This is a genomic window from Georgenia sp. SYP-B2076 (assembly GCF_003991205.1).
In the GTDB taxonomy this organism is placed as follows: Bacteria; Actinomycetota; Actinomycetes; order Actinomycetales; family Actinomycetaceae; genus Georgenia.
In genome coordinates this window covers 514987-535731 of sequence record NZ_RXOZ01000011.1, presented here as the reverse complement: position 1 = coordinate 535731, position 20745 = coordinate 514987, and the positions used below count along the sequence as shown (strand labels likewise).

13 protein-coding genes are annotated in these 20745 nt (G+C 75.8%); 8 read left to right on the top strand and 5 right to left on the bottom strand.

Annotated features, from left to right (window positions below):
• Window positions 1-38: 38 nt before the first annotated feature.
• Window positions 39-1796: a DUF349 domain-containing protein gene (locus EJK16_RS07260; RefSeq protein WP_240645834.1), complete on the bottom strand. Its 1758-nt coding sequence runs from the start codon at window positions 1794-1796 to the stop codon at window positions 39-41.
• Between the two features lie 270 nt (window positions 1797-2066).
• Here EJK16_RS07260 and EJK16_RS07255 point away from each other — a divergent pair, with 270 nt between their 5' ends.
• From EJK16_RS07255 to EJK16_RS07240, 4 genes are all read left to right on the top strand, one after another.
• A complete protein-coding gene (locus EJK16_RS07255; RefSeq protein ID WP_127127747.1) occupies window positions 2067-2801 on the top strand; it encodes an MBL fold metallo-hydrolase in 735 nt (244 codons plus the stop codon).
• Window positions 2802-2902: 101 nt separating this feature from the next.
• Entirely contained in the window at window positions 2903-4270 is a 1368-nt protein-coding gene (gene hisS / locus EJK16_RS07250) for a histidine--tRNA ligase (RefSeq protein WP_127127745.1), read from the top strand.
• Entirely contained in the window at window positions 4267-6027 is a 1761-nt protein-coding gene (locus EJK16_RS07245) for a dynamin family protein (protein ID WP_240645833.1), read from the top strand. Before hisS ends, EJK16_RS07245 begins: the two co-directional genes overlap by 4 nt.
• Entirely contained in the window at window positions 6024-7640 is a 1617-nt protein-coding gene (locus tag EJK16_RS07240) for a GTPase (RefSeq protein ID WP_127127743.1), read from the top strand. Before EJK16_RS07245 ends, EJK16_RS07240 begins: the two co-directional genes overlap by 4 nt.
• Before the next feature lie 181 nt (window positions 7641-7821).
• On the opposite strand, the gene EJK16_RS07235 is transcribed toward EJK16_RS07240, so the two are convergent.
• Window positions 7822-9792: a DEAD/DEAH box helicase gene (locus tag EJK16_RS07235; protein WP_370275974.1), complete on the bottom strand. Its 1971-nt coding sequence runs from the start codon at window positions 9790-9792 to the stop codon at window positions 7822-7824.
• 177 nt (window positions 9793-9969) lie between these two features.
• Window positions 9970-11403: an MFS transporter gene (locus EJK16_RS07230; RefSeq protein WP_205739628.1), complete on the bottom strand. Its 1434-nt coding sequence runs from the start codon at window positions 11401-11403 to the stop codon at window positions 9970-9972.
• A gap of 156 nt (window positions 11404-11559) precedes the next feature.
• On the opposite strand from EJK16_RS07230, the gene aspS reads away from it, so the two are divergent.
• The 3 genes from aspS (at window position 11560) to EJK16_RS07215 (ending at window position 15448) form a co-directional block, all read left to right on the top strand.
• Complete coding sequence (aspS, locus tag EJK16_RS07225) at window positions 11560-13383, top strand: aspartate--tRNA ligase (protein ID WP_127127739.1); 1824 nt, start codon at window positions 11560-11562, stop codon at window positions 13381-13383.
• A 122-nt stretch (window positions 13384-13505) separates the two neighbouring features.
• Window positions 13506-14126 carry an L-threonylcarbamoyladenylate synthase gene (locus tag EJK16_RS07220; protein WP_127127737.1) on the top strand — a complete coding sequence of 207 codons (621 nt, stop codon included), beginning with the start codon at window positions 13506-13508 and terminating at the stop codon, window positions 14124-14126.
• The gene (locus EJK16_RS07215) at window positions 14123-15448 is read left to right on the top strand and encodes a glycoside hydrolase family 3 N-terminal domain-containing protein (RefSeq protein WP_127127735.1); all 1326 of its coding nucleotides are present in this window, start codon (window positions 14123-14125) and stop codon (window positions 15446-15448) included. Before EJK16_RS07220 ends, EJK16_RS07215 begins: the two co-directional genes overlap by 4 nt.
• Window positions 15449-15472: 24 nt before the next feature.
• Here EJK16_RS07215 and EJK16_RS07210 read toward each other — a convergent pair whose 3' ends face one another.
• Together EJK16_RS07210 and EJK16_RS07205 are read right to left on the bottom strand one after the other, a co-directional pair.
• Complete coding sequence (locus EJK16_RS07210; protein ID WP_127127733.1) at window positions 15473-16759, bottom strand: MFS transporter; 1287 nt, start codon at window positions 16757-16759, stop codon at window positions 15473-15475.
• A 108-nt stretch (window positions 16760-16867) separates the two neighbouring features.
• Window positions 16868-19162 (bottom strand): MMPL family transporter, encoded by a 2295-nt coding sequence (locus EJK16_RS07205; protein WP_127127731.1) that lies wholly within the window; start codon window positions 19160-19162, stop codon window positions 16868-16870.
• 195 nt (window positions 19163-19357) lie between these two features.
• Between EJK16_RS07205 and EJK16_RS07200 the strand changes: the two genes are divergently transcribed.
• Window positions 19358-20713, top strand: a complete 1356-nt coding sequence (locus tag EJK16_RS07200; protein ID WP_127127729.1) for a replication-associated recombination protein A — start codon at window positions 19358-19360, stop codon at window positions 20711-20713.
• Window positions 20714-20745: the final 32 nt, after the last annotated feature.

Genomic DNA, 20745 nt, shown 5'->3' with positions numbered 1-20745 from the left:
CCCGGCCGCGCGGCGGTGGCCGCGCGGCCGGGGGCGGCTCAGCCCTGGGCGGTGCGCTGGACCTGCGCGAGCCAGGCGCGGCGCGCCTCGAGCGCGGCCTGCGCGTCGCTGATGCGCTTCTCGTCCCCGCTGTCGCGGGCCTCCTCCAGCTCGGTCTCGAGCGTGGCGATGACGGACTCGAGCTGCGCCACGGCACCCTCGGCGCGCGCACGCTTCTCGGGGTTGGACCGCTGCCAGACGGCCTGGTCGGCGTCGCGGACGGCCTGCTCGACGGCGCGCATCCGGCCCTCGACGCGCTGGACGTCGTTGCGGGGCACCTTGCCCGCCTCCTCCCACCGCTCCTGGATGGGGCGGAGCGCGGCCTTCGCGGCCTTGACGTCCGTGACGGGCAGCAGCGCCTCGGCCTCCTCCAGGAGGGCGAGCTTGACCTTGAGGTTCTCGCCGAACTCGGCGTCCACCTCGGCGTTCAGGGCGCTGCGGGCGTCGAAGAACTTCTGCTGTGCGGCGCGGAAGCGCGCCCACAGCGCGTCGTCGTCCTTGCGGGACGCCCGGCCCGCGGCCTTCCACTCGTCCATCAGCTGCCGGTAGGCGGTGGCGGTCCGGCTCCAGTCGGTGGAGGTGGACAGCTCCTCCGCCCGGGCGATCAGCTTCTCCTTGGCGTCCTTGATCGAGGCCTGGCTGGCGTCAAGGTCGGAGAAGTACTGCCGGCGGTGCCGGTCGAACGCCGTGCGGGCGTGCGAGAAACGCTTCCACAGGGAGTCCTCGGTGGCCCGGTCCAGGCGCGGACCCGACCGCTGCGCGGTCTTCCACGCGTCGAGGAGCTCGCGCAGCCGCTCACCCGACTGCTTCCACTGCGTGCGGGACCCGTCCTGGGCGGCGATCTTCTCCGCCTTCTCGACGATGGCGGTCCGCTCGGCGACGGCCTCGGCCCGTGCGGCCTCGCGCTCGGCGGCCGCCTGTTCGCGCCGCTGGTCCGCGACCGCCCGCAGCAGCTCCAGGCGCGAGCGAAGACCGTCGATGTCGCCGACCGCCGTGGGGGCCTCGAGGGCCTCGGTCAGGGTGGCGAGGGTCTGGTCGATCTCCTTGCCGGCGATCTGGGGCAGGCGCGCCTCGAAGAGCGCCACCTGGGCCTGGAGGTCGAGGAACCGGCGGACGTAGAAGCCCAGCGCCTCCTCGGTGTCGGCACCGGGGTACTGCCCCACGACGCGCTCACCGGTGGCCTCGCGCACCCAGACGGTTCCGTCGTCGTCGACCCGTCCCCAGGCGGCCGCCTCGGCAGCGTCGTGCGCGTCCACCGGCGGCGCCGTCACGGCGGGGGGCACCGGCGTCTGCGCCGCACCGCCCGCGGCGCCGGGGACCCGGGGCCGGGGCACGGGGCGGGGCGTGGGCCGGGGCGCGGGGCGGGCATCACCGGGCTCGGCCTGGGCGGCCGGTGCCGGGGCGGGCTCGGCCTGGGCGGCCGGTGCCGGGGCGGGCTCGGCCTGGGCGGCCGGTGCCGGGGCGGGCTCGGCCGGAGGGACTGCCGCCTCCTCGGCCGGGGGCAGGGGGGCCGGCTCGGCCGGAGGGACAGCCGCCTCCTCGGCCGGGGGCAGGGGGGCCGGCTCGGCCGGGGGCACTGCCGCCTCCTGGGCCGGCGCGACGGAGGCCTCCGCGACCGCCGGAACGTCCGTGCGGTCCTGGGCCTCGCCCTGGGCGGGCGCCGTCTCGGGGGCCGGTGAGTCGGCCGGGGCGGTCACCTCGGTCTGCGTGGTCGACGGGTCGTCGTAGGTCTCGCGGGGGCTCGGCTGCTCGGTCACTTCGAGGTCACTCCTTCGGGATGACGGGGTTGGCGAGGCGCCACACCGTTCTCGGTACTTCTGCTGGAGGCGTGCCCCCAGAGCCCCGTCGCGCGGACGCGCCATGCGGACGCACCCCGCCGGCCAGCACGGTGGCAGGCGGTGCTTGACGAGGCTCCCAGTCTAGGGACTGCGGCGACCACGAACACACCTCATTGTCCGGCACGCCCCGCGTCGTCCCGCGCGCACGCGTCGCGGCGCCGGCGGCCGCGACGCCGTTAGCCTGACGCCATGCTGCTCCTGAGGACCACGGCCCCCGTGTTCGACGCCCACTGCTACGTGATCGCCGCCGCGGAGGGAGGTGACGCGCTCGTCGTCGACCCCGGCGCGGGTGCCGCGGACGGCGTGGCGGAGCTCCTCGAGCGCTACCGGCTGGGCGTGGGCGCGGTCGTGCTCACGCACGCCCACGCTGACCACGTCTGGGACGCGGCGGCGGTGGCAGGTCCCGCGCCCGTCTACGTCGCCGCGCCGGACCTGTACCGCCTGGACGACCCCGCGGCCGCCCTGGGCGAGCCGCTGGCCACGACGTTCCTCCAGCTGGCGGGCACCCCGTGGCGGCGCCCCGAGACCGTGGTGCCGCTCCCGTCGGCGACGCTCGCGGGCGGTGGGGGCCTCCTGGTGCCGGGCGTGGTCGTCCGTGCCCTGCCGGCGCCCGGCCACACCGAGGGATCGACCGTCCTGCTCGTGCGCGGCGAGGTCGACGCGCCGCGCCTCCTCCCCGCCGACGTCGCCCCCGACGACGACGGGACGCACCTGCTCGCGCTGTGCGGCGACGTGGTCTTCGCCCGCTCGGTCGGCCGCACCGACCTGCCGGGCGGGGACGAGCGGGAGATGAGCGCGACGTTGCGGACCCTGGTCCGGGCCCTTCCGCCGACGACCGTCCTGCTGCCCGGGCACGGCGCCGTCTCGCTGCTCTCTCGCGAGCGGACGACGAACCCGTACCTGCGCGACGTGCTCGGTCGGTGAGGGTCGGCGACGGGCCGGCGCGCGTCGCCGCCGGAATCCGGCTGGTATCGGACGGCGGGCCGAATCGGCGCGGGGCGCGCCGGGATGGAAGGATCAGCCCCATGGCACGTGCGTCTTCTCTGTCCGGATTCCCCGAGTGGCTGCCCGACGGGCGCGTGGTCGAGCAGCATGTCCTCGACTCGCTGCGCCGGACCTTCGAGCTCCACGGCTTCGCGAGCGTCGAGACCCGCGCCGTCGAGCCGCTCTCCCAGCTGCTGCGCAAGGGTGAGACCTCCAAGGAGGTCTACCTGCTCCGTCGGCTCCAGGAGGAGCAGGACGCCGCGGGGGACGGCGACGCCGAGCGCCAGCTCGGCCTCCACTTCGACCTCACCGTGCCGTTCGCCCGCTACGTCCTCGAGCACGCGGGCCAGCTCACCTTCCCCTTCAAGCGCTACCAGATCCAGAAGGTCTGGCGTGGCGAGCGCCCCCAGGACGGCCGGTTCCGGGAGTTCACCCAGGCGGACATCGACGTCGTGGGCGCGGACACCCTGCCCTTCCACTTCGAGGTCGAGCTGCCCCTGGTGATGGCGGAGGCGCTGGCCGCCCTGCCGATCCCGCCGGTGCGCATCAGCGTCAACAACCGCAAGGTGGCCCAGGGCTTCTACGAGGCGATCGGGCTGGCGGACGTCGAGTCCGCCCTGCGGGTGATCGACAAGCTCGACAAGATCGGCCGCGACGGCGTCGCGGAGGGGCTCCGGGAGGAGGCAGGCGCCACGCCCGAGCAGGCCGCGCAGGCCCTCGAGCTCGCCGCCATCAGCGGGACCGACGCCTCCGTGGCCGACCGGGTCCTGGCGCTCGGCGCCCGCTCGGCCCTGCTCGACGAGGGGCTCGGCGAGCTGGTGGCGCTCCTCGAGGCCGCGCAGGAGCGCTCGCCCGGCACCGTCGTCGCCGACCTCAAGATCGCCCGCGGCCTGGACTACTACACCGGCAGCGTCTACGAGACGACCCTCGTGGGCCACGAGAACCTCGGGTCCATCTGCTCGGGGGGCCGGTACGACTCCCTCGCCTCCGACGGGAAGCGCACCTTCCCGGGCGTGGGCCTCTCCATCGGCGTCTCCAGGCTGCTGGCGCGCGTCCTCGGCGACGGGCTCGCGACGGCGAGCCGCGCGGTGCCCACCGCCGTGCTCGTCGCTGTCACGGACGAGGAGCACCGCGCCGCGAGCGACCGCGTCGCCGCGGCGCTGCGCGGGCGGGGCATCCCCACCGACGTCGCGCCCACCGCAGCGAAGTTCGGCAAGCAGATCCGCTACGCGGACCGCCGCGGCATCCCGTTCGTGTGGTTCCCCGGCGCGCCGGGCGCCGGGGACGAGGTCAAGGACATCCGCTCCGGCGACCAGCAGGCCGCGGACCCCGCCGCGTGGGCGCCGCCCGCCGAGGACCTGTGGCCGCGGGTGGCGTCCCTGGCCGACCTGCCGCTGGGGCCGCGATGAGCCTGTCCCTTCCCTCCGGCACGGGCGACGGGGCCCGTGCCGTCCTCGGGGCGCTGGGCGAGCTGCGCTCCGTGCTCACCGACGTGGTCCTGCCCCTCGACGTCGAGAGCGCCCCGGAGGCGCGCCGGGAGCGCAAGGAGGTCCTCGACCAGCTCGACGACTACGTCATCCCGCGCTACGAGCAGATCGAGGCGCCGCTGCTGGCGGTCGTCGGCGGCTCGACGGGCGCGGGCAAGTCCACGCTCGTCAACGCCCTGCTGCGCGAGCAGGTCACCATGGCCTCCGCGATCCGTCCGACCACCCGCCGGCCGCTGCTGGTGCACCACCCCGACGACGAGGCATGGTTCACCGACGACCGGATCCTGCCCGGCCTGTCCCGCGTGCACGTCGCCCCGGGGGCGCCGCCCACGCCGGCGGGCGTCGGCGTGCAGCGCGAGCTGGAGCTGAGGGCCAGCCCGCGGATCCCGCAGGGCCTGGCGCTGCTGGACGCGCCCGACATCGACTCCGTGGTGTCGGAGAACCGCGAGCTCGCCGGTCAGCTCCTGGCCGCCGCGGACCTGTGGGTCTTCGTCACGACCGCGGCGCGCTACGGCGACGCGGTGCCGTGGGCGCTGCTCACCGAGGCGGCGGACCGGCGGATCGTCATCGCCGTCGTGCTCGACCGGGTGCCCGCGGGCGTCAGCGCGGAGGTGCGGCAGGACCTCGCGGGCCGCCTCGAGGACGAGGGCCTGGGCCGGGCGCCGCTGTTCGTCATCGGCGAGACGGCGCTGGACGGCGCCGGCCTCCTGCCCGCCGAGGACGTCGCCGCCCTCCAGAGCTGGCTTCAGGGCATCGCCGCGGACGCCGGCACCCGGGCGTCCGTCGCGCGCCAGACCCTCGGCGGCGCCGTCGACGCCGCCCTGGCGCGGGCCAGCATCGTCGCGGACGGCGCCCGCGCGCAGATCGGCGCCCAGGTGACCCTGGCGGGCCAGGTCGACACCGCGTACGCCCAGGCGCACCAGCGCATCATGGACGCCACCGAGGACGGCGCCCTGCTGCGCGGCGAGGTGCTCGCCCGCTGGCAGGAGTTCGTGGGCACGGGCGACTTCTTCCGGTCCGTCGAGGCCCAGGTCGGCCGCCTCCGGGACCGCATCGGGGGCTTCCTCAAGGGGCGCCCGGCGCCCACCGAGCAGGTGGAGGCCGCGATCGAGACGGGGATGCAGACCCTGTTGGTCGCGGAGGCCGAGCGCGCCGCCGCCGACGTCGACCACGCGTGGCGCCTCGAGCCCGGGGCACGCGCGGTCCTCGCCGAGGCCACGCGCGCGCTGACGCCCGAGACCGCACTCATCGAGCAGGCGTCCCGCCAGGTCCGCGGCTGGCAGGGCGACCTCCTGTCGATGATCCGCGAGGAGGGGGCGGACAAGCGCTTCACCGCCCGGATGCTCTCCTTCGGCGTCAACGGGCTGGCCATCGCCCTCATGGTCGTCATCTTCGCCTCCACCGCGGGCCTGACCGGGGCGGAGATCGCGATCGCCGGCGGCACCGCCGTCGTCGCCCAGAAGCTCCTCGAGGCGGTCTTCGGCGACGACGCCGTGCGCAAGATGGCCAGGGCCGCCCGGCAGGACCTCCACCGCCGCGCCGGCGTGTACCTCGCCGAGCAGGCCGGCGCCTATCGCGGCGCCCTCGCGGCCCTGGAGATCGACGCGGACGCCCCCGACCGGATCGCCGGCGCGGTGACCGCCGTGCGGGCCGCCCGCCGTGCGGAGGCGGGGCTGTGAGGATCCGACGACGCCCCGCCGACCCGGCCGCGACCCTGCCCGACGACCTCGCCCAGCTCCGGCGCGCCGTCGTGCTCGCCGAGCACCACCTGCCGGCGCCTGTCGTCGAGAGCGCCCACGCGCTCCTGCTGCGCGCGGACCAGCGCCAGAACCTGCCCGCGGGCCGCACCGTCGTCGCGCTCCTCGGCGCCACCGGCTCGGGCAAGTCGTCCCTGTTCAACGCCCTGGTCGGCCGCGAGGTCGCGCGCGTCGCCGCGACCCGCCCGACGACGAGCCGGCCGCTGGCGGCGGTCTGGGGCGAGGACGACGCCGCCGACCTGCTGGACTGGCTCGGCGTGCCCGAGCGCACCTACGGCGGCGAGACCCCGGGTGGCCTCGTCCTCGTGGACCTGCCCGACATCGACTCCACCGCCGTCCGGCACCGCGAGGTCGCCGCCCGCATGGCCGGCCGCGTCGACGTCCTGGTGTGGGTGCTCGACCCGCAGAAGTACGCCGACGCGGTGGTCCACCGCGACTACCTGCGCCCCATGGCCGCCCACGCGGACGTGACCGTGGTGGTGCTCAACCAGGTCGACACCCTCTCGCCGGCCGAGCGCGACGGCGTCCTGGCGGACCTCACCGGGCTCCTGGAGCGCGACGGCCTCGACGGCGCCCTGGTGCTCGCCGCCTCCGCGCGCGAGGGCACCGGCCTGCCGGAGCTGCGCGCCCGCCTGACCGAGGTCGCCGAGAACACCCGGACGGCCCAGCTGCGCCTCGCCGCGGACGTGCGGACCTGCGCCGCCGCCCTCGCCGCGGCCGCCGAGACCGACCCCGCGGCACCCGAGCCGCCGACGACCGTGGGGGAGGGGCCCGCCGCCCGGCTCACCACGGCCGCCGCCCGCGCCGCGGGCGTCGACGCCGTGCGGGACGCCGTCCGCGGCTCCTACATCCGCGCGGCCCGCCGCCGGGTGGGCTGGCCGCCCGTGCGCTGGCTCGCGCGCCTGCGGCCCGACCCGCTCAGGCGCCTCCACCTCGACGCGCCCACCGACGACGCGCGCCTGGTGCGCACGTCCCTGCCCGGCCCCACGCCGGTGCAGGAGGCCGCGGTCCGCTCGGCGGCCCACGCCCTGGCGGCCGCCGGCACCACGCACCTGCCCGGGCCGTGGCGCGCCGACGTGCTGGAGGACGTGGGCGCGCGGATCCCGTCGCTCGTGGACTCCCTCGACCAGCAGATCGCCGGCACCGAGCTGGAGCAGGATCGCCGGCCCGCGTGGTGGCGGGTCTTCGGCGCGGCGCAGTGGCTGTTCGTGCTCGCCGCCCTCGTCGGCGGCGCGTGGCTGGGGGTCCTGGCCGTCATGGCCTACCTGCGGCTGCCGGAGCTCGTGACGCCCATGGCGGGCCCGGTGCCGTGGCCGACGGTGCTGCTCGCCGGCGGGCTGGCCGTCGGGCTCGTCCTGGCGCTGCTGGGCGGCCTCGCCGCCCGCGCCGGCGCGCGCCGGCGCGCCCGCCGGGTGGAGCACCGGCTCCGCGCGGTGGTCGCGGCCTCGGTGCGCGAGCAGGTGGTGGACCCGCTCGAGTCCCAGCTCGCGGCGTTCGCGCGTTTCCACGCGGCCCTGGCCCACCTGACCCGCTGACCCGCCGGCCCCTGTGCGCCGAGCGGTCAAGCCCGCGTCCCTCCGTGGCTGGCGCTCGTGACGTCGCAGCTAGTACTTGACCGCTCGCGGGCGGAGGGCGGCCGGGGAGACGGCGACGCCCGCCCCGCTCGAGGCGGGGCGGGCGTCGTGGTCGTCCGGGCGTCAGCGGCCCGGGCGGGAGTCAGTGTCCGTACGTGCGGCGCGCACCGGCCCCGCCGGAGGACGGCCGGGAGGCGCGGAAGCCGCCGCGGTCGCGGTCGCCGTAGCTGCCGCGGTCGCGGTCGCCACCGCGGTCGCGGTCGCCGTAGCCACCGCGGTCGCCGTGCCCCTTGCGGTCCCCGGCGCCGCGCGGGCCCTCGTCCGGGCGGATCTTCAGGGGCCGGCCGGCCACCTTCGCGAGCCCGATGCGGCGGGTCGTCTCGGGGGACATGTCGCCGCTGATCTCCACGAGCGAGAAGCTCGGGAAGATGTCGATCTTGCCGAGGTCGGAGCCGCGCAGGCCGCCCTCGCCGGTGATCGCGCCGACGATCGCGCCCGGCTGGACCCCGTCCTTGTGCCCGACCTCCACGCGGTAGCGCACGCCGGCCACGCGGGGGCGGCGCCCGCCGCGCTCGGACGGCCCGCGGGACCCGCCCACGGTGTGGTTGCGGGAGGGGCCGGCGTCGAAGCGGGCGGCGACGAACGTGCCGTCGTCGTCCATGCGCTCGTCGTGGCGGGTGCGGTGGTCGTCCCCGTCGGTGCGGGGCTGCGGGCCCTCGTCGCCCACGGCCAGCGCGAGCAGGGTGGCGGCGACGTCGGCGACGTCGGCGCCCGTGGACTCGACGTAGCCGGCGACGGCGTCGCGGTACATCTCCAGGCGCCCGCCCTCGAGGCGGCCGGCGACCTTCGTGAAGAGCTGCTGCGCCTTGTGGGCGGAGACGTCGGCCGGGGTCGGCAGGGTGATCTCCTCGAGCTTGGTGCCCGTGAGCCGCTCGATCTGGTTGAGCTGGCCCCGCTCGCGCGGGGTGAGGAACGTCAGCGCGGTGCCGGTGCGACCAGCGCGGCCGGTGCGCCCGATGCGGTGGACGTAGGTGTCCGCCTCACGCGGGACGTCGAAGTTGACGACCAGGCCGATGCGCTCGACGTCGAGGCCGCGGGCGGCGACGTCGGTGGCCACGAGGACGTCGAGGGTGCCGTGGCGCAGGCGGTCCACGAGCTTCTCGCGCTCCTTCTGGGGCACGTCGCCGGACAGGCCCGCCGCGGAGATGCCGCGGCCGGCGAGCTCGAGGGAGACGTCCTCCACGGTGCCCTTGGTGCGCACGAACACGATGGCCGCCTGGGCCTCGCTGGTGGCGATCACCCGGGCCAGCGCGCCGATCTTGTGACGGAAGGGGACGATCGCGTAGGTCTGGTGCACCGTGGCGACGGTGGAGGCGGCGCGGCTGGTCGCGATCCGGACCGGGTCCGTCAGGTGCGTGGCGGCGACCTTCTTGATGCCCGCGGGCATCGTCGCGGAGAACAGGGCCGTGCGGCGGTCGTCCGGCACGTGCGAGGCGATCTGCTCGACGTCGTCGGCGAAGCCCATGCGCAGCATCTCGTCCGCCTCGTCCAGCACGAGGAACCGGAGCGCGCCGAGCCTGAGGCTGCCGCGCTCGATCAGGTCCATCACACGGCCGGGGGTGCCGACGACGACCTGGGCGCCGTCCTTGAGCGCCCGCAGCTGCGGGACGTAGCTCGAGCCGCCGTAGACCGAGAGGACCGTGAGGTCGCGGGTGCGGTGGCCGAAGGACGCGATCGCGTCGGAGACCTGCATGGCGAGCTCGCGGGTGGGCGTGAGGACGAGCGCCTGCACCTCGCGCCGGCTCGGGTCGACGGCGGCGAGCAGCGGGAGGCCGAACGCGGCGGTCTTGCCGGTGCCCGTCTGGGCGATCCCGACGACGTCGCGGCCGCTCAGCAGGACCGGGATGGCCTCGGCCTGGATGTCGGTGGGGATGGTGAAGCCGAGGTCCTCGACCGCGGACAGGAGGTCCCTCGGCAGGCCGAGGTCGGCGAAGGTCACCGCGTCGGTGGTCTCGGGCTCGGCCGCGTCGGCCTCGACGGCGGCGAGGACGGGCTGGTCCGCCACGACGTCGTCGTCGAGCGTGCGGGCATGGTCGATGGCATGAATGGTCAAGGGGAACCCCTCATCAGATGCGGAGCGAGGTGATTTTCGCCAGGTGGGCGAAGCACCGTCCGCACGAGGGGCCCGGCCATGCGAACATCCGCGCGGGGCCCGGTAGCGGTATGTGCACTCCAGGAGAGACCAGGTTATCGGTGCGGACCGCCGCGGCGACAGTGGGGGGCCGGTGAGTTACGGCACAGGCCGGTCCCGGGAGACCGCCCGGGCACCGGCGGCGGCGGCGAGCAGCCCCAGGACGGTCGCGAGCAGCAGGCCCGCGAGGTAGGCGCCGGTGCCGCCGGAGCCGACGAGCGCCGTGAACAGCGCGCCGGCCCCCGCCAGGCCGAGGGCGGCCCCCAGCGCGTCCGAGATCTGCAGCGAGGAGCTCACGCGGCCGTGCTCCTCGGGCGCGGTGGCCTGGAGCACGAGCACGGCGAGGGCGGGGAAGACGAGGCCCATCCCGGCGCCCGCGACGGTCCAGCCCACGACGACGGCCCAGGCGGGGACGCCCGGGAGGGTCGCCCCGGCCGTCATCAGGGTGCCGGCGGACAGGATCAGCGGTCCGAGCCACGCCAGGCGGGCGCGGCCGCGCGGGCCGCGGACCCGGCCCTGGAGCTGCGAGCCGAGGGCCCAGGTGACCGAGCTGGTGGTGAGCACGAGGCCGGCGGCGGCCACGGACCAGTCGTGCTCGCGCACCAGGAGCAGGGGCAGGAACGTCTGCGCGCTCATGAACGTCGCGTTGAGCAGCCCGCGGCAGGCGACCGCCGCGGGCACGCCCCGGCGCAGCAGCACGGTGCCGGCGGGCAGGAGCACGGGCGAGCAGAGCGCGAGGACGACGACGGCCGCCGCGGCCGCGCCGAGCGTCCACGCACCCGGCTCCGCGCCGGCGACCTGCAGCGTGGCCGCCGCGACGCCGGCGCCGAGCGCGGCGAGCAGCAGCCGCCTGGTCCGCCGTCGCGCCCCGGCGTCCCCGGCCGGCGGGGCGGGAGGGCGGCCGAGGTGGCGCAGCAGGGGGACGAGGAGCGCGGAGGCGGCGAGCGTGAGCGCGGGCACGCCGAGGAAGATCCACCGCCAGGAGGTGTGCTCGACCACCAGCCCGGCCGCCCCCGGCCCGACGAGGCCGGGCACGACCCAGGCCGCCGCGAAGGCCGCGAAGAACCGGGGCTGCTGGGACGCGGGCACCACGGAGCCCACCAGGACGTACAACGGCACGAGGAGCAGGCCGCCGCCGAAGCCCTGCACGGCGCGACCGACGACCAGGGCCTCCATGGTCGGCGCGAGGCCGGCGACGACGAGCCCGGCGCAGAACAGCCCGATGCCGGCCACCAGCGACCCGCGGGGCCCGCGCGAGTCGGACCAGCCGCCGCCGACCGCCGTGCCCACCAGCTGCGCCGCGAGCGGGACGCCGGAGGCGACGGCGTACAGCCGCAGCCCGTCCAGCTCCTCCGCCACCCGCGGCATGGCGGTGCCCACGGCGAGGTTCTCGAACGCCACGAGCGTGATCAACGAGACGGAGGCGAGCAGGAGGAGCCGGACGAGGTCCGGCGCGGCCGCGCCGGGGCGGTCGCCGGCACGCCGGTCCGGGTGCCCCGGGCCGGCGCTGGTCCGGGAGGTCTGCGCACGCACCGCCCGATCATCCCCGACGCGGGGCGCACCGGGCCACCTCGCCCGCGCCGACCCGGCGGGCCGGCCCGCCGGGACGGGGCGGCGGACCGGGGAACTAAGATCGCCCCAGCGCCCGCCCGTCTAGCGGTGCGCCCGTACCGATCCGGAAGGAACCCCGTGCTCCGCACACACACCGCAGGCTCCCTGCGCGCCAGCGACATCTCCACCACCGTGACCCTGACCGGCTGGGTGGACCGCCGCCGTGACCACGGCGGCGTGGCCTTCATCGACCTGCGGGATGCCTCCGGCATCGCCCAGGTCGTCATCCGCGACGAGCAGGTCGCCCACGAGCTGCGCAGCGAGTTCGTCCTGCAGGTCACCGGCGAGGTGCAGCGCCGCCCCGAGGGCAACGCCAACCCCAACCTGCCCACCGGCGAGGTCGAGGTCATCGCCAGCGACGTCGTCGTCCTGAACAAGGCCGACGCCCTGCCGTTCCAGGTGTCCGAGCACGCCGAGGACGCCGGCCAGGTGGGGGAGGAGACGCGGCTGAAGTACCGCTACCTCGACCTGCGCCGCAAGGCGCCCCAGCACGCCCTGCGCCTGCGCGCCAAGGTCAGCCAGGCCGCGCGCCGCGTCCTCGACGGCCAGGACTTCGTCGAGATCGAGACCCCCACCCTGACGCGCTCCACCCCGGAGGGCGCCCGCGACTTCCTCGTCCCCGCGCGGCTCTCCCCGGGATCCTGGTACGCCCTCCCGCAGTCGCCGCAGCTGTTCAAGCAGCTCCTCATGGTCGGCGGCATGGAGCGCTACTACCAGATCGCCCGCTGCTACCGCGACGAGGACTTCCGCGCCGACCGCCAGCCGGAGTTCACCCAGCTCGACGTCGAGATGAGCTTCGTGGACCAGGACGACGTCATCGCCGTCGCCGAGGAGGTCCTCGCGGAGGTCTGGAACCTCATCGACGTGTCGATCCCGCGCCCCATCGCCCGGATGACCTTCAAGGATGCGATGGAGAGGTACGGCACCGACAAGCCCGACCTGCGCTTCGGCCTCGAGCTGACCGACCTGACCGAGTTCTTCAAGGACACCCCCTTCCGCGTGTTCCAGAACCCCTACGTCGGTGCCGTCGTCATGCCCGGCGGGGCCGCGCAGCCGCGCCGCACCTTCGACGCGTGGCAGGACTGGGCGAAGTCCCGCGGCGCCAAGGGCCTGGCCTACGTCACGGTCGGCGAGGACGGCACCCTCGGCGGCCCGGTCGCCAAGAACATCTCCGACGACGAGCGGGCCGGGCTGGCCGCCGCCGTCGGCGCACAGCCCGGTGACTGCGTCTTCTTCGCCGCCGGCAAGGCCTCGGACGCCCGCGCGCTCCTCGGCGCCGCCCGCCTCGAGGTCGGTCGGCGCGTCGGCCTGATCGACGAGGACGCGTGGTCCTTCGTGTGGGTCGTCGACGCCCCGCTGTTCAAGCCGGCCGGCGAGGACGACGACGTGGACCTGGGCCACAGCGCCTGGACAGCCGTGCACCACGCCTTCACGTCCCCGACCCCGGAGTGGATCGACCGCTTCGAGGAGGACCCGGGCGAGGCCCTGGCGTACGCCTACGACATCGTCTGCAACGGCAACGAGATCGGCGGCGGCTCCATCCGTATCCACCGCCGCGACGTCCAGGAGCGGGTGTTCTCGGTCATGGGCATCGGCGAGGCGGAGGCGCAGGAGAAGTTCGGCTTCCTCCTCGACGCCTTCAAGCTCGGCGCCCCGCCGCACGGCGGCATCGCGTTCGGCTGGGACCGCATCGTCTCCCTCCTGACGCACTCGGACTCCATCCGCGACGTCATCGCCTTCCCCAAGTCCGGGGGCGGCTACGACCCGCTGACGCAGGCGCCGGCGCCGATCACGCCGGAGCAGCGCAAGGAGGCCGGCGTGGACGCCAAGCCCAAGGACACCGGCGACGGTGAGGCGAACGGCCGGCAGGCCCGCGCCACCGCCGAGGCCACCCAGTCCTGACCCCTCCCTCTGGCGCTGACAGGTCAAGTCCTAGCAACCCGATCGACCCGGCTGCTAGGACTTGACCTGTCGCGCTCCAGGGGGCGGGCGCATGTCGCGCCGGTGCGGAAGACTCACCTCTCGTGACGCGCTACCTCCAGATCCACCCGCAGGACCCGCAGCCCCGCCTGGTCACCCAGGCGGTCGACCTGCTGCGGCAGGGCGCGCTGGCGGCGTACCCCACCGACTCGGGGTACGCGCTCGGGTGCACGATGGGCAACAAGACGGGGCTGGACCGCATCCGCGCCATCCGGCGCCTGGACGACAAGCACCACTTCACGCTCCTGTGCAGCGACTTCGCCCAGCTCGGGCAGCTCGTCGTCGTCGACAACGCGGTCTTCCGGCTCATCAAGGCGGCGACGCCGGGGCCCTACACGTTCATCCTGCGGGGCACCAAGGACGTGCCGCGGCAGATGCTCCACCCGAAGAAGCTCACCGTCGGGGTGCGGATCCCCGCACACCGACCCACCCAGGCCCTGCTGACCGAGCTCGGCGAGCCGCTCGTGTCCAGCACGCTGATCCTCCCGGGCCGCCAGGAACCGCTGGCCGAGGGCTGGGAGGTCAAGGACGAGCTGGGCGACGCCGTCGACGTCGTCATCGACTCCGATGTCGGCTCGGCCGAGCCGAGCACCGTGGTGGACCTGACCTCCGGCGCTCCCGACGTGCTTCGCGTCGGCGCCGGTGACCCCGCGCGCTTCCTGTGACGCCGCGGCGGTCCCGCGCGGCCGGCCGGGCGCGCCGGGCCGCCGCCGTGGCCTGCCTGGCGGCCCTGCTCGCCGGCTGCGCCGGCGGCACGGCGGTGCGGGGCGCGGGAGAGAGCCCCGCGGCGGCCGAGACCTCCGCCCGTTCCGCGCTCGACGACGTCCGCGCCGAACAGCTCGCCGCCGCGCCGTGGGGCCCGACGCCGGACCAGGTGGTCGCGGCCACCCGGCGCGCCGCCGCCATGACCCCCGAGCAGGTCGCCGGGCAGCTGATCGTCGGACGGCTGCGCGGCACGGACCCCGCCACCGCCGTCGACCTGGTGAGTGACCTGCACCTCGCCGGGGTGATGGTCACCGGGGACAGCGTCGCGAGCCTCGACCAGGTGCTGGCCCTGTCCACCGGCGTGCACGGGGCCGTGGCCGCCGACGGGCGGGACTGGCCCGGCCTGGTGGGCACCGACAACGAGGGCGGCGCCGTCCAGCGCATGTCCGGGGACGTCGGCCCCTGGACGACGTTCCCGCCGTTCGCCGTCGCCGGCGAGGTCGACGACGCGAGGGTGGTCACGGACGCCTACGCGGCGATGGCCACCGAGCTGCGCGCCTCCGGCGTCACCGTGGACTGGGCGCCGGTCGCGGACGTGACCGTGCCGGGGGCGGACGTCACCATCGCGACCCGCGGGGCGGGCACCGACCCGGCCGTGGTCGCCCGTACCATCGCCCGCGCCACCAAGGGCTTCCTCGCGGGGGGCGTGCTCCCCGCCGCCAAGCACTTCCCCGGCCACGGCGCGCTCACCACCGACTCCCACGTCGCCCTGCCCGTCCGGGACGCCACCGACGCCGAGCTCCGCGCCCACGACCTCCCGCCGTTCCGGGCGGCCGTGCAGGCCGAGGTGCCGATGGTGATGATGGGCCACGTCGACGTGCGGGCGTGGGACCCGGGCACGCCGGCGTCGGTGTCACCGCGGGCCTACCGGGTGCTGCGGGAGGACCTCGGCTTCGGCGGCGTGAGCGTCACCGACAGCCTCGGGATGGGCGCGCTCGGGGGCGTGGGCGGGCCCGGCGACGTCGCCGTCGCGGCGCTGGCCGCGGGCGCCGACCTCCTGCTCAGCCCCGCCGACAACGCGGTCGCGCACGCCGCGGTGGTCGCCGCCATCGAGGACGGCACCCTCGACCGGGACGCGGTCGACGCCTCCGCCGGTCGCGTGATCGCGATGATGGCGTACCAGGACACGCTGGCGCAGCGCGCCGGCCCGGCCCGGCCGCAGGACGTCGGGTCGGCGGCCGAGGCGGTGCGGGCGCTGCGCGCGGCGGCGGGTTCCCCGTAGGGCGGCCCCGCGGGGGTGCCGCGGTCAGGGCGCCGGGCGGCGCGAGTCGTAGGCGAGGAAGCCGCGCTGCCACCGTGCCAGCGCGAGCACGACGAGGATGCACGCCGCCCCGCCCGCGACGACGGCGCCCCACTCCGTCCACAGGGTCGCGGCCGACCCGGAGACCAGGTCGCCCAGCCGGGGGCCGCCCGCCACGACGACGATGAAGACGCCCTGCAGCCGTCCGCGCAGGTGGTCCGGGGTGGCGGACTGCAGGATCGTGTTGCGGAACACGGAGGAGACCGAGTCCGCCGCACCCGCGCAGGCCAGGCACACGGCGGCCAGCACGAGCGCGAGCCCTCGCTCGATCGCCCGCCCGGCCGTCAGGACGGCGATCCCGAAGCCGACGATCGAGGCACCCCAGAGGGCGACGGCGACGACGACCGCCCGCCCCTGGTGCACGACCGCCCCCAGGCGGCCCGAGAAGATCATCGCCGTCATCGCGCCGACCGCGATCGCGGCGCTGAGCAGCCCCACCGTCGCCGCGCCCCCGCCGAAGGCGAAGAGGGCGACGGCGGGGAACAGGGCGCGGGGCTGCGCCAGGATCATCGCGCAGAAGTCGGCGAGGAACGTCATGCGCACATTGGGCCGGGTCGCGAGGAACCTGAGGCCGTCGAGCACGCTGGTAAGGCCCGGCGCCCGCCGGCGGGCCCCCGGGCGGCCGCCGTCCGGACCGGCCGGCGGCACCGGCTCGAGGCGCAGGAGGCCCCACATCGCGAAGGCGAACATGGCGGCGTCCAGGGCGTAGGTCGCGGTGTACCCGTACTGGTCGATGAGGACGCCGGCCAGGAGCGGCCCCACGGTCAGTGCCGCGTTCATCGCGCCCACGTTCAGCGCGTTGGCGGCCGGCAGGAGCGCGTCGGGGAGCAGCCGGGGGTAGATCGCGGAGCGCGCCGGGGAGACGACGGCGAAGCCGGCGTTCGAGACCACGACGAGCACGTAGAGCACCCATGGCTCGGTGTTGCCCGCCCACGCCTGGACCGTGTTGAGGATCGCCGCCAGCCACAGCACCGCCCCGCCCACCAGCGCCACGGTGCGCCGGTCGTGGGTGTCGACCAGGGCGCCGCCGTACAGGCCCAGCACCACGATGGGCACCAGTGCGAACACGCCCACCAGCCCGACGGCCAACGAGCTGCCCGTCATCTCGTAGACCTGCAGCCCGATCGCCGTCGTCGCCAGCTGCGTGCCGATCCCGGAGAGGGTGAACCCGGTCCAGAGCCGACGGTAGGACGCGTTGACGCGCAGCGGCGTCAGGTCGAGCAGCAGGGGCACGGCCGCAGCCTAAGGTCTGGCTGACGCGGGGCAGGACCGCGCGGGCGGCGGCAGGTGAGCGACGGCCGGGAGGGGCGGGGCAGGGCCCCGCCCCGACCCACCCGACCCTCAGTGCACCAGCTTGAACCTCTCGTACATCCGGCGCATCGGTGCCGGCGCCCACCAGTTCCACCGCCCGAGCAGCGTCATCGTCGCCGGGACGAGCAGCATCCGCACGAGGGTGGCGTCCACGAGCACGGTCACCGCCAGCGCGACCCCGACCTCCTTGATGACGATGAGGTCCCCGCTGACGAACCCGGCGAACACGGCCACCATGATCAGGGCCGCGGAGGTGATGATGCGCCCGGAGCGCTGCAGGCCCCGCTCTACGGCCTCGTCGTTGCTCAGGCCCGCGTCCCAGTACTCCTTGATGCGCGAGAGCAGGAACACCTCGTAGTCCATGGCCAGGCCGAACCCGAACGCCACGGCGATGGCGACCACGTAGGACTCCAGGCCGGCCACGGGGGTGAAGCCGAGCAGGCCGGCGCCGTGCCCCTCCTGGAAGATCCACACCGTCACCCCGAGGGAGGCGGTCAGGGAGAGGAGGTTGACCAGGAGCGCCTTGACGGGCACCAGCACCGAGCCGGTCATGAGGAAGAGCAGCACGAAGATCGCCACGACGACGACGGCGCCGGCCGCCGGCAGCCCGTTCACCAGGGAGTCGTTGAAGTCGAGCTGGCTCGCGGCCTGCCCCACCACCCACGTGCCGAAGGGCGGGTCGAGGGCGCGGACCGCCTCGACGACGGCGGTGGCCTCGGCGCCGGCCGGGTCGGCCGCGTCCAAGAACACGCCGAGCACCGTGTGGTCGCCGGCGGCGACGGGCGGGTCGACGCGCTCGACGCCCGGGAGGTCGGCGACCTCCTGCGACCACGCCGTCGCCTCCGCGGGGGACGCGTCGGTCACGACGGTGAGGTCCGCGGTGGCGGACGCCGGGTAGTCCTCGGCGAGGACGGCGATGTAGTCGCGCTGGTCGGACTCCGTGGGCAGGATCTCGGTGCCCGAGCTGCGCATGCTCAGCCCGGTGACCGGCGAGGCCAGGAGCACCAGCACCGCGAGGGTGCCGACGAGGACGACCCACGGGTGGGCGTGCACGCGGCGGGCGAGCGCGGAGAAAAACCCGTCGCGCGGGGCCACGTCGCCGAGCGCCCCGACGAGCCGCCGCAGGGCCGGCACGCGCGTGAGCGACGACGGGCGCCCCAGCCGCCCGCCGAGCAGCGTGATCACGGCGGGCACGAGCGTGATCGCGGAGGCGACCGCGAAGAGGACGGCGGCGATGCCGGCGGCGGCGATGGAGCGCAGGACCTCGGGCCGCATGAGCAGCAGGCCGGTGATCGCGAGGGCCACGGTGATCGCGGAGAAGATCACCGTCCGCCCCGCCGTGGCGACGGTGGCGCGCACGGCCTCAGCGACGAGCGGGTCCCGCCGGGCGCGCCGCCGAAGCCGCACGCGCCTGGTCGGGAGGCCGGCGGCCGGCGAGCCGGCGTCGACGACGCCGTCGGCGCCCGCGGCGAGCCGGTGCAGCTCCTCGCGGTAGCGCGACACGACGAGCAGCCCGTAGTCGATGGACAGCGCGAGGCCGATCACCGTGATGACGTTGACGACGAACGAGTCGACGTTCATCACGTAGCTCAGCGCCAGCAGCACGCCCAGCCCGCCCACGATCGAGACGAGCGCCCCGAGGAGCGGGAGCCCGGCGGCGAGGAACCCGCCGAACACGAGCACCATGATGACCAGGGCCACCGGCAGGGCCACCATCTCCCCGGTGACGAGGTCCTCGCGGACCTGGTCCACGATGCTCTGGCCGATCAGCGTGCCCGAGCTGGCGATGCCGCTGGCCCCCGGCGCGACGCCGGCGAGGTCCGCGGGCACCTGCCGGAGCCGGTCGACGACGGCGGCGTGCGCGGCCCCCTGGGCGTCGTCGTCGAGGTTGTCCTCCAGGACCACGACCATGAGGAAGCCGTCCTCCGCGGCGGACACGAGCCCCGCGGCGGCCGGGCTGGCGAGCATGTCCGGCAGGAGGAACGGGTCGACGACGGTGTCGACGCCGTCGATCTCGGCCAGGCCGGCGTGGGCGGGCTCCAGGGCGGTGGCGACATCGGCCGCCACCGCCGGGTCGGCGAGGTCGGTGCCCTGCACCAGCAGGGAGATCTGGTCCGGGGTGTCGCCCACACCGGCGAGGATGTCCCGGCCGGCGTCGCTCTCGGAGCCCGGCACGGACGGCTCCCCGGTGTGCAGGCGGTCGAACAGGCCCTGCCCGCCGAACCCGGTCAGCGACCCGAGGCCGCAGAGCAGGGCGAGGACCGCCCAGACGCCGACGATGGTCCGTGGATGCCGGGCGACAGCGCGGCCGAGGAGGTCGAACACCGGGACAGTCTCGCACCGGCGCGCGCCCGCCCCGGGCAACGCACCGGGGCGCGCCGGGCACGCGCACGGGTCGCGCCGGGCACGCGAATGGGGCGCACCGGGCGCGCGCACGGGTCGCGCCGGGTACGCGCACGGGCGCACGGGCGGCGCGGGGCGCGTGCCGCCCGGCCCCCGCGGGATGCGTAGGCTCGTCGGATGGATCTCTTCGAGGCTGCCGGCGCGGACGACGTCGGGGTACCCGTCGCGCGTGCCGGCACACCGCTCGCCGTGCGCATGCGCCCGGCCACCCTCGAGGAGGTCGTGGGGCAGGAGCACCTGCTCGAGACCGGGTCGCCGCTGCGCCGCCTGGTCGAGCCGGCGGAGACGGGGCGACGCCGGATCGCGCCGTCCTCCGTGGTCCTGTGGGGGCCGCCCGGGACCGGCAAGACGACGCTCGCCTACCTCGTGGCGCACGGTTCCGGCCGCCGGTTCACCGAGCTCTCCGCCGTCACCGCGGGCGTCAAGGACGTCCGCGAGGTGGTCGAGGCCGCCCGCCGCCGCCTCGTCACCTCCGGCGAGGAGACGGTCCTGTTCATCGACGAGGTCCACCGCTTCTCCAAGTCCCAGCAGGACGCGCTCCTGCCCAGCGTCGAGAACCGCTGGGTGACCCTGGTGGCGGCCACCACGGAGAACCCGAGCTTCTCGGTGATCTCCCCGTTGCTCTCCCGCTCGCTCCTGCTGACGCTGCGCCCCCTGGGGGAGCGGGACGTGCGCACGCTCGTCGAGCGGGCCCTGACCGACGAGCGCGGCCTCGGCGGGGCGCTCACCCTCGCCGCGGACGCCGAGAACCACCTCGTCCGCCTCGCCGGCGCCGACGCGCGCAAGGCCCTGACCATCCTCGAGGCGGCGGCCGGGGCCGCCGACGCCGCCGAGGAGGCGGAGATCGGCCTTGAGGCGGTCGAGCGGGCCGTGGACGTGGCCGCGGTGCGCTACGACCGCGACGGCGACCAGCACTACGACGTGATCTCCGCGTTCATCAAGTCCATGCGCGGCTCCGACGTCGACGCCGCCCTGCACTACCTCGCCCGGATGGTGGTGGCGGGGGAGGACCCCCGGTTCATCGCGCGGCGGATCGTCATCGCCGCCGCGGAGGACGTCGGCATGGCCGACCCGTCCGCGCTGCAGACCGCCGTCGCCGCCGCGCAGGCCGTCGCGCTCATCGGCATGCCCGAGGGGCGCCTCGTCCTGGCCGAGGCCGTGGTCCACGTGGCCACCGCCCCGAAGTCGAACGCCGCGTACAACGGGATCAACGCGGCCATCGCCGACGTGCAGGCCGGCAAGGCGGGCGCCGTCCCGCTGCCCCTGCGCGACGCCCACTACGCGGGGGCGAAGCAGCACGGGCACGGGCAGGGCTACCGGTACGCCCACGACTACCCGCACGGCATCGCCCCGCAGCAGTACGCCCCGGACGAGCTCGTCGGCAAGCGGTACTACGAGCCGACGGCCTACGGCCACGAGCGCGACATCACAGCCCGGCTGACCAGGATCAGGCAGATCCTCTCCGAGCGGTAGTGCTAGGCTTTCCCGGTTGCGCCGAGCCCCCC

Excerpts from the sequence above, each read along its gene's own strand:
- EJK16_RS07245 (WP_240645833.1), top strand. The coding sequence starts at position 4,267 with ATGAGCCTGTCCCTTCCCTCCGGCACGGGCGACGGGGCCCGTGCCGTC.
- EJK16_RS07200 (WP_127127729.1), top strand. The coding sequence starts at position 19,358 with ATGGATCTCTTCGAGGCTGCCGGCGCGGACGACGTCGGGGTACCCGTC.
- hisS (WP_127127745.1), top strand. The coding sequence starts at position 2,903 with ATGGCACGTGCGTCTTCTCTGTCCGGATTCCCCGAGTGGCTGCCCGAC.
- EJK16_RS07255 (WP_127127747.1), top strand. The coding sequence starts at position 2,067 with ATGCTGCTCCTGAGGACCACGGCCCCCGTGTTCGACGCCCACTGCTAC.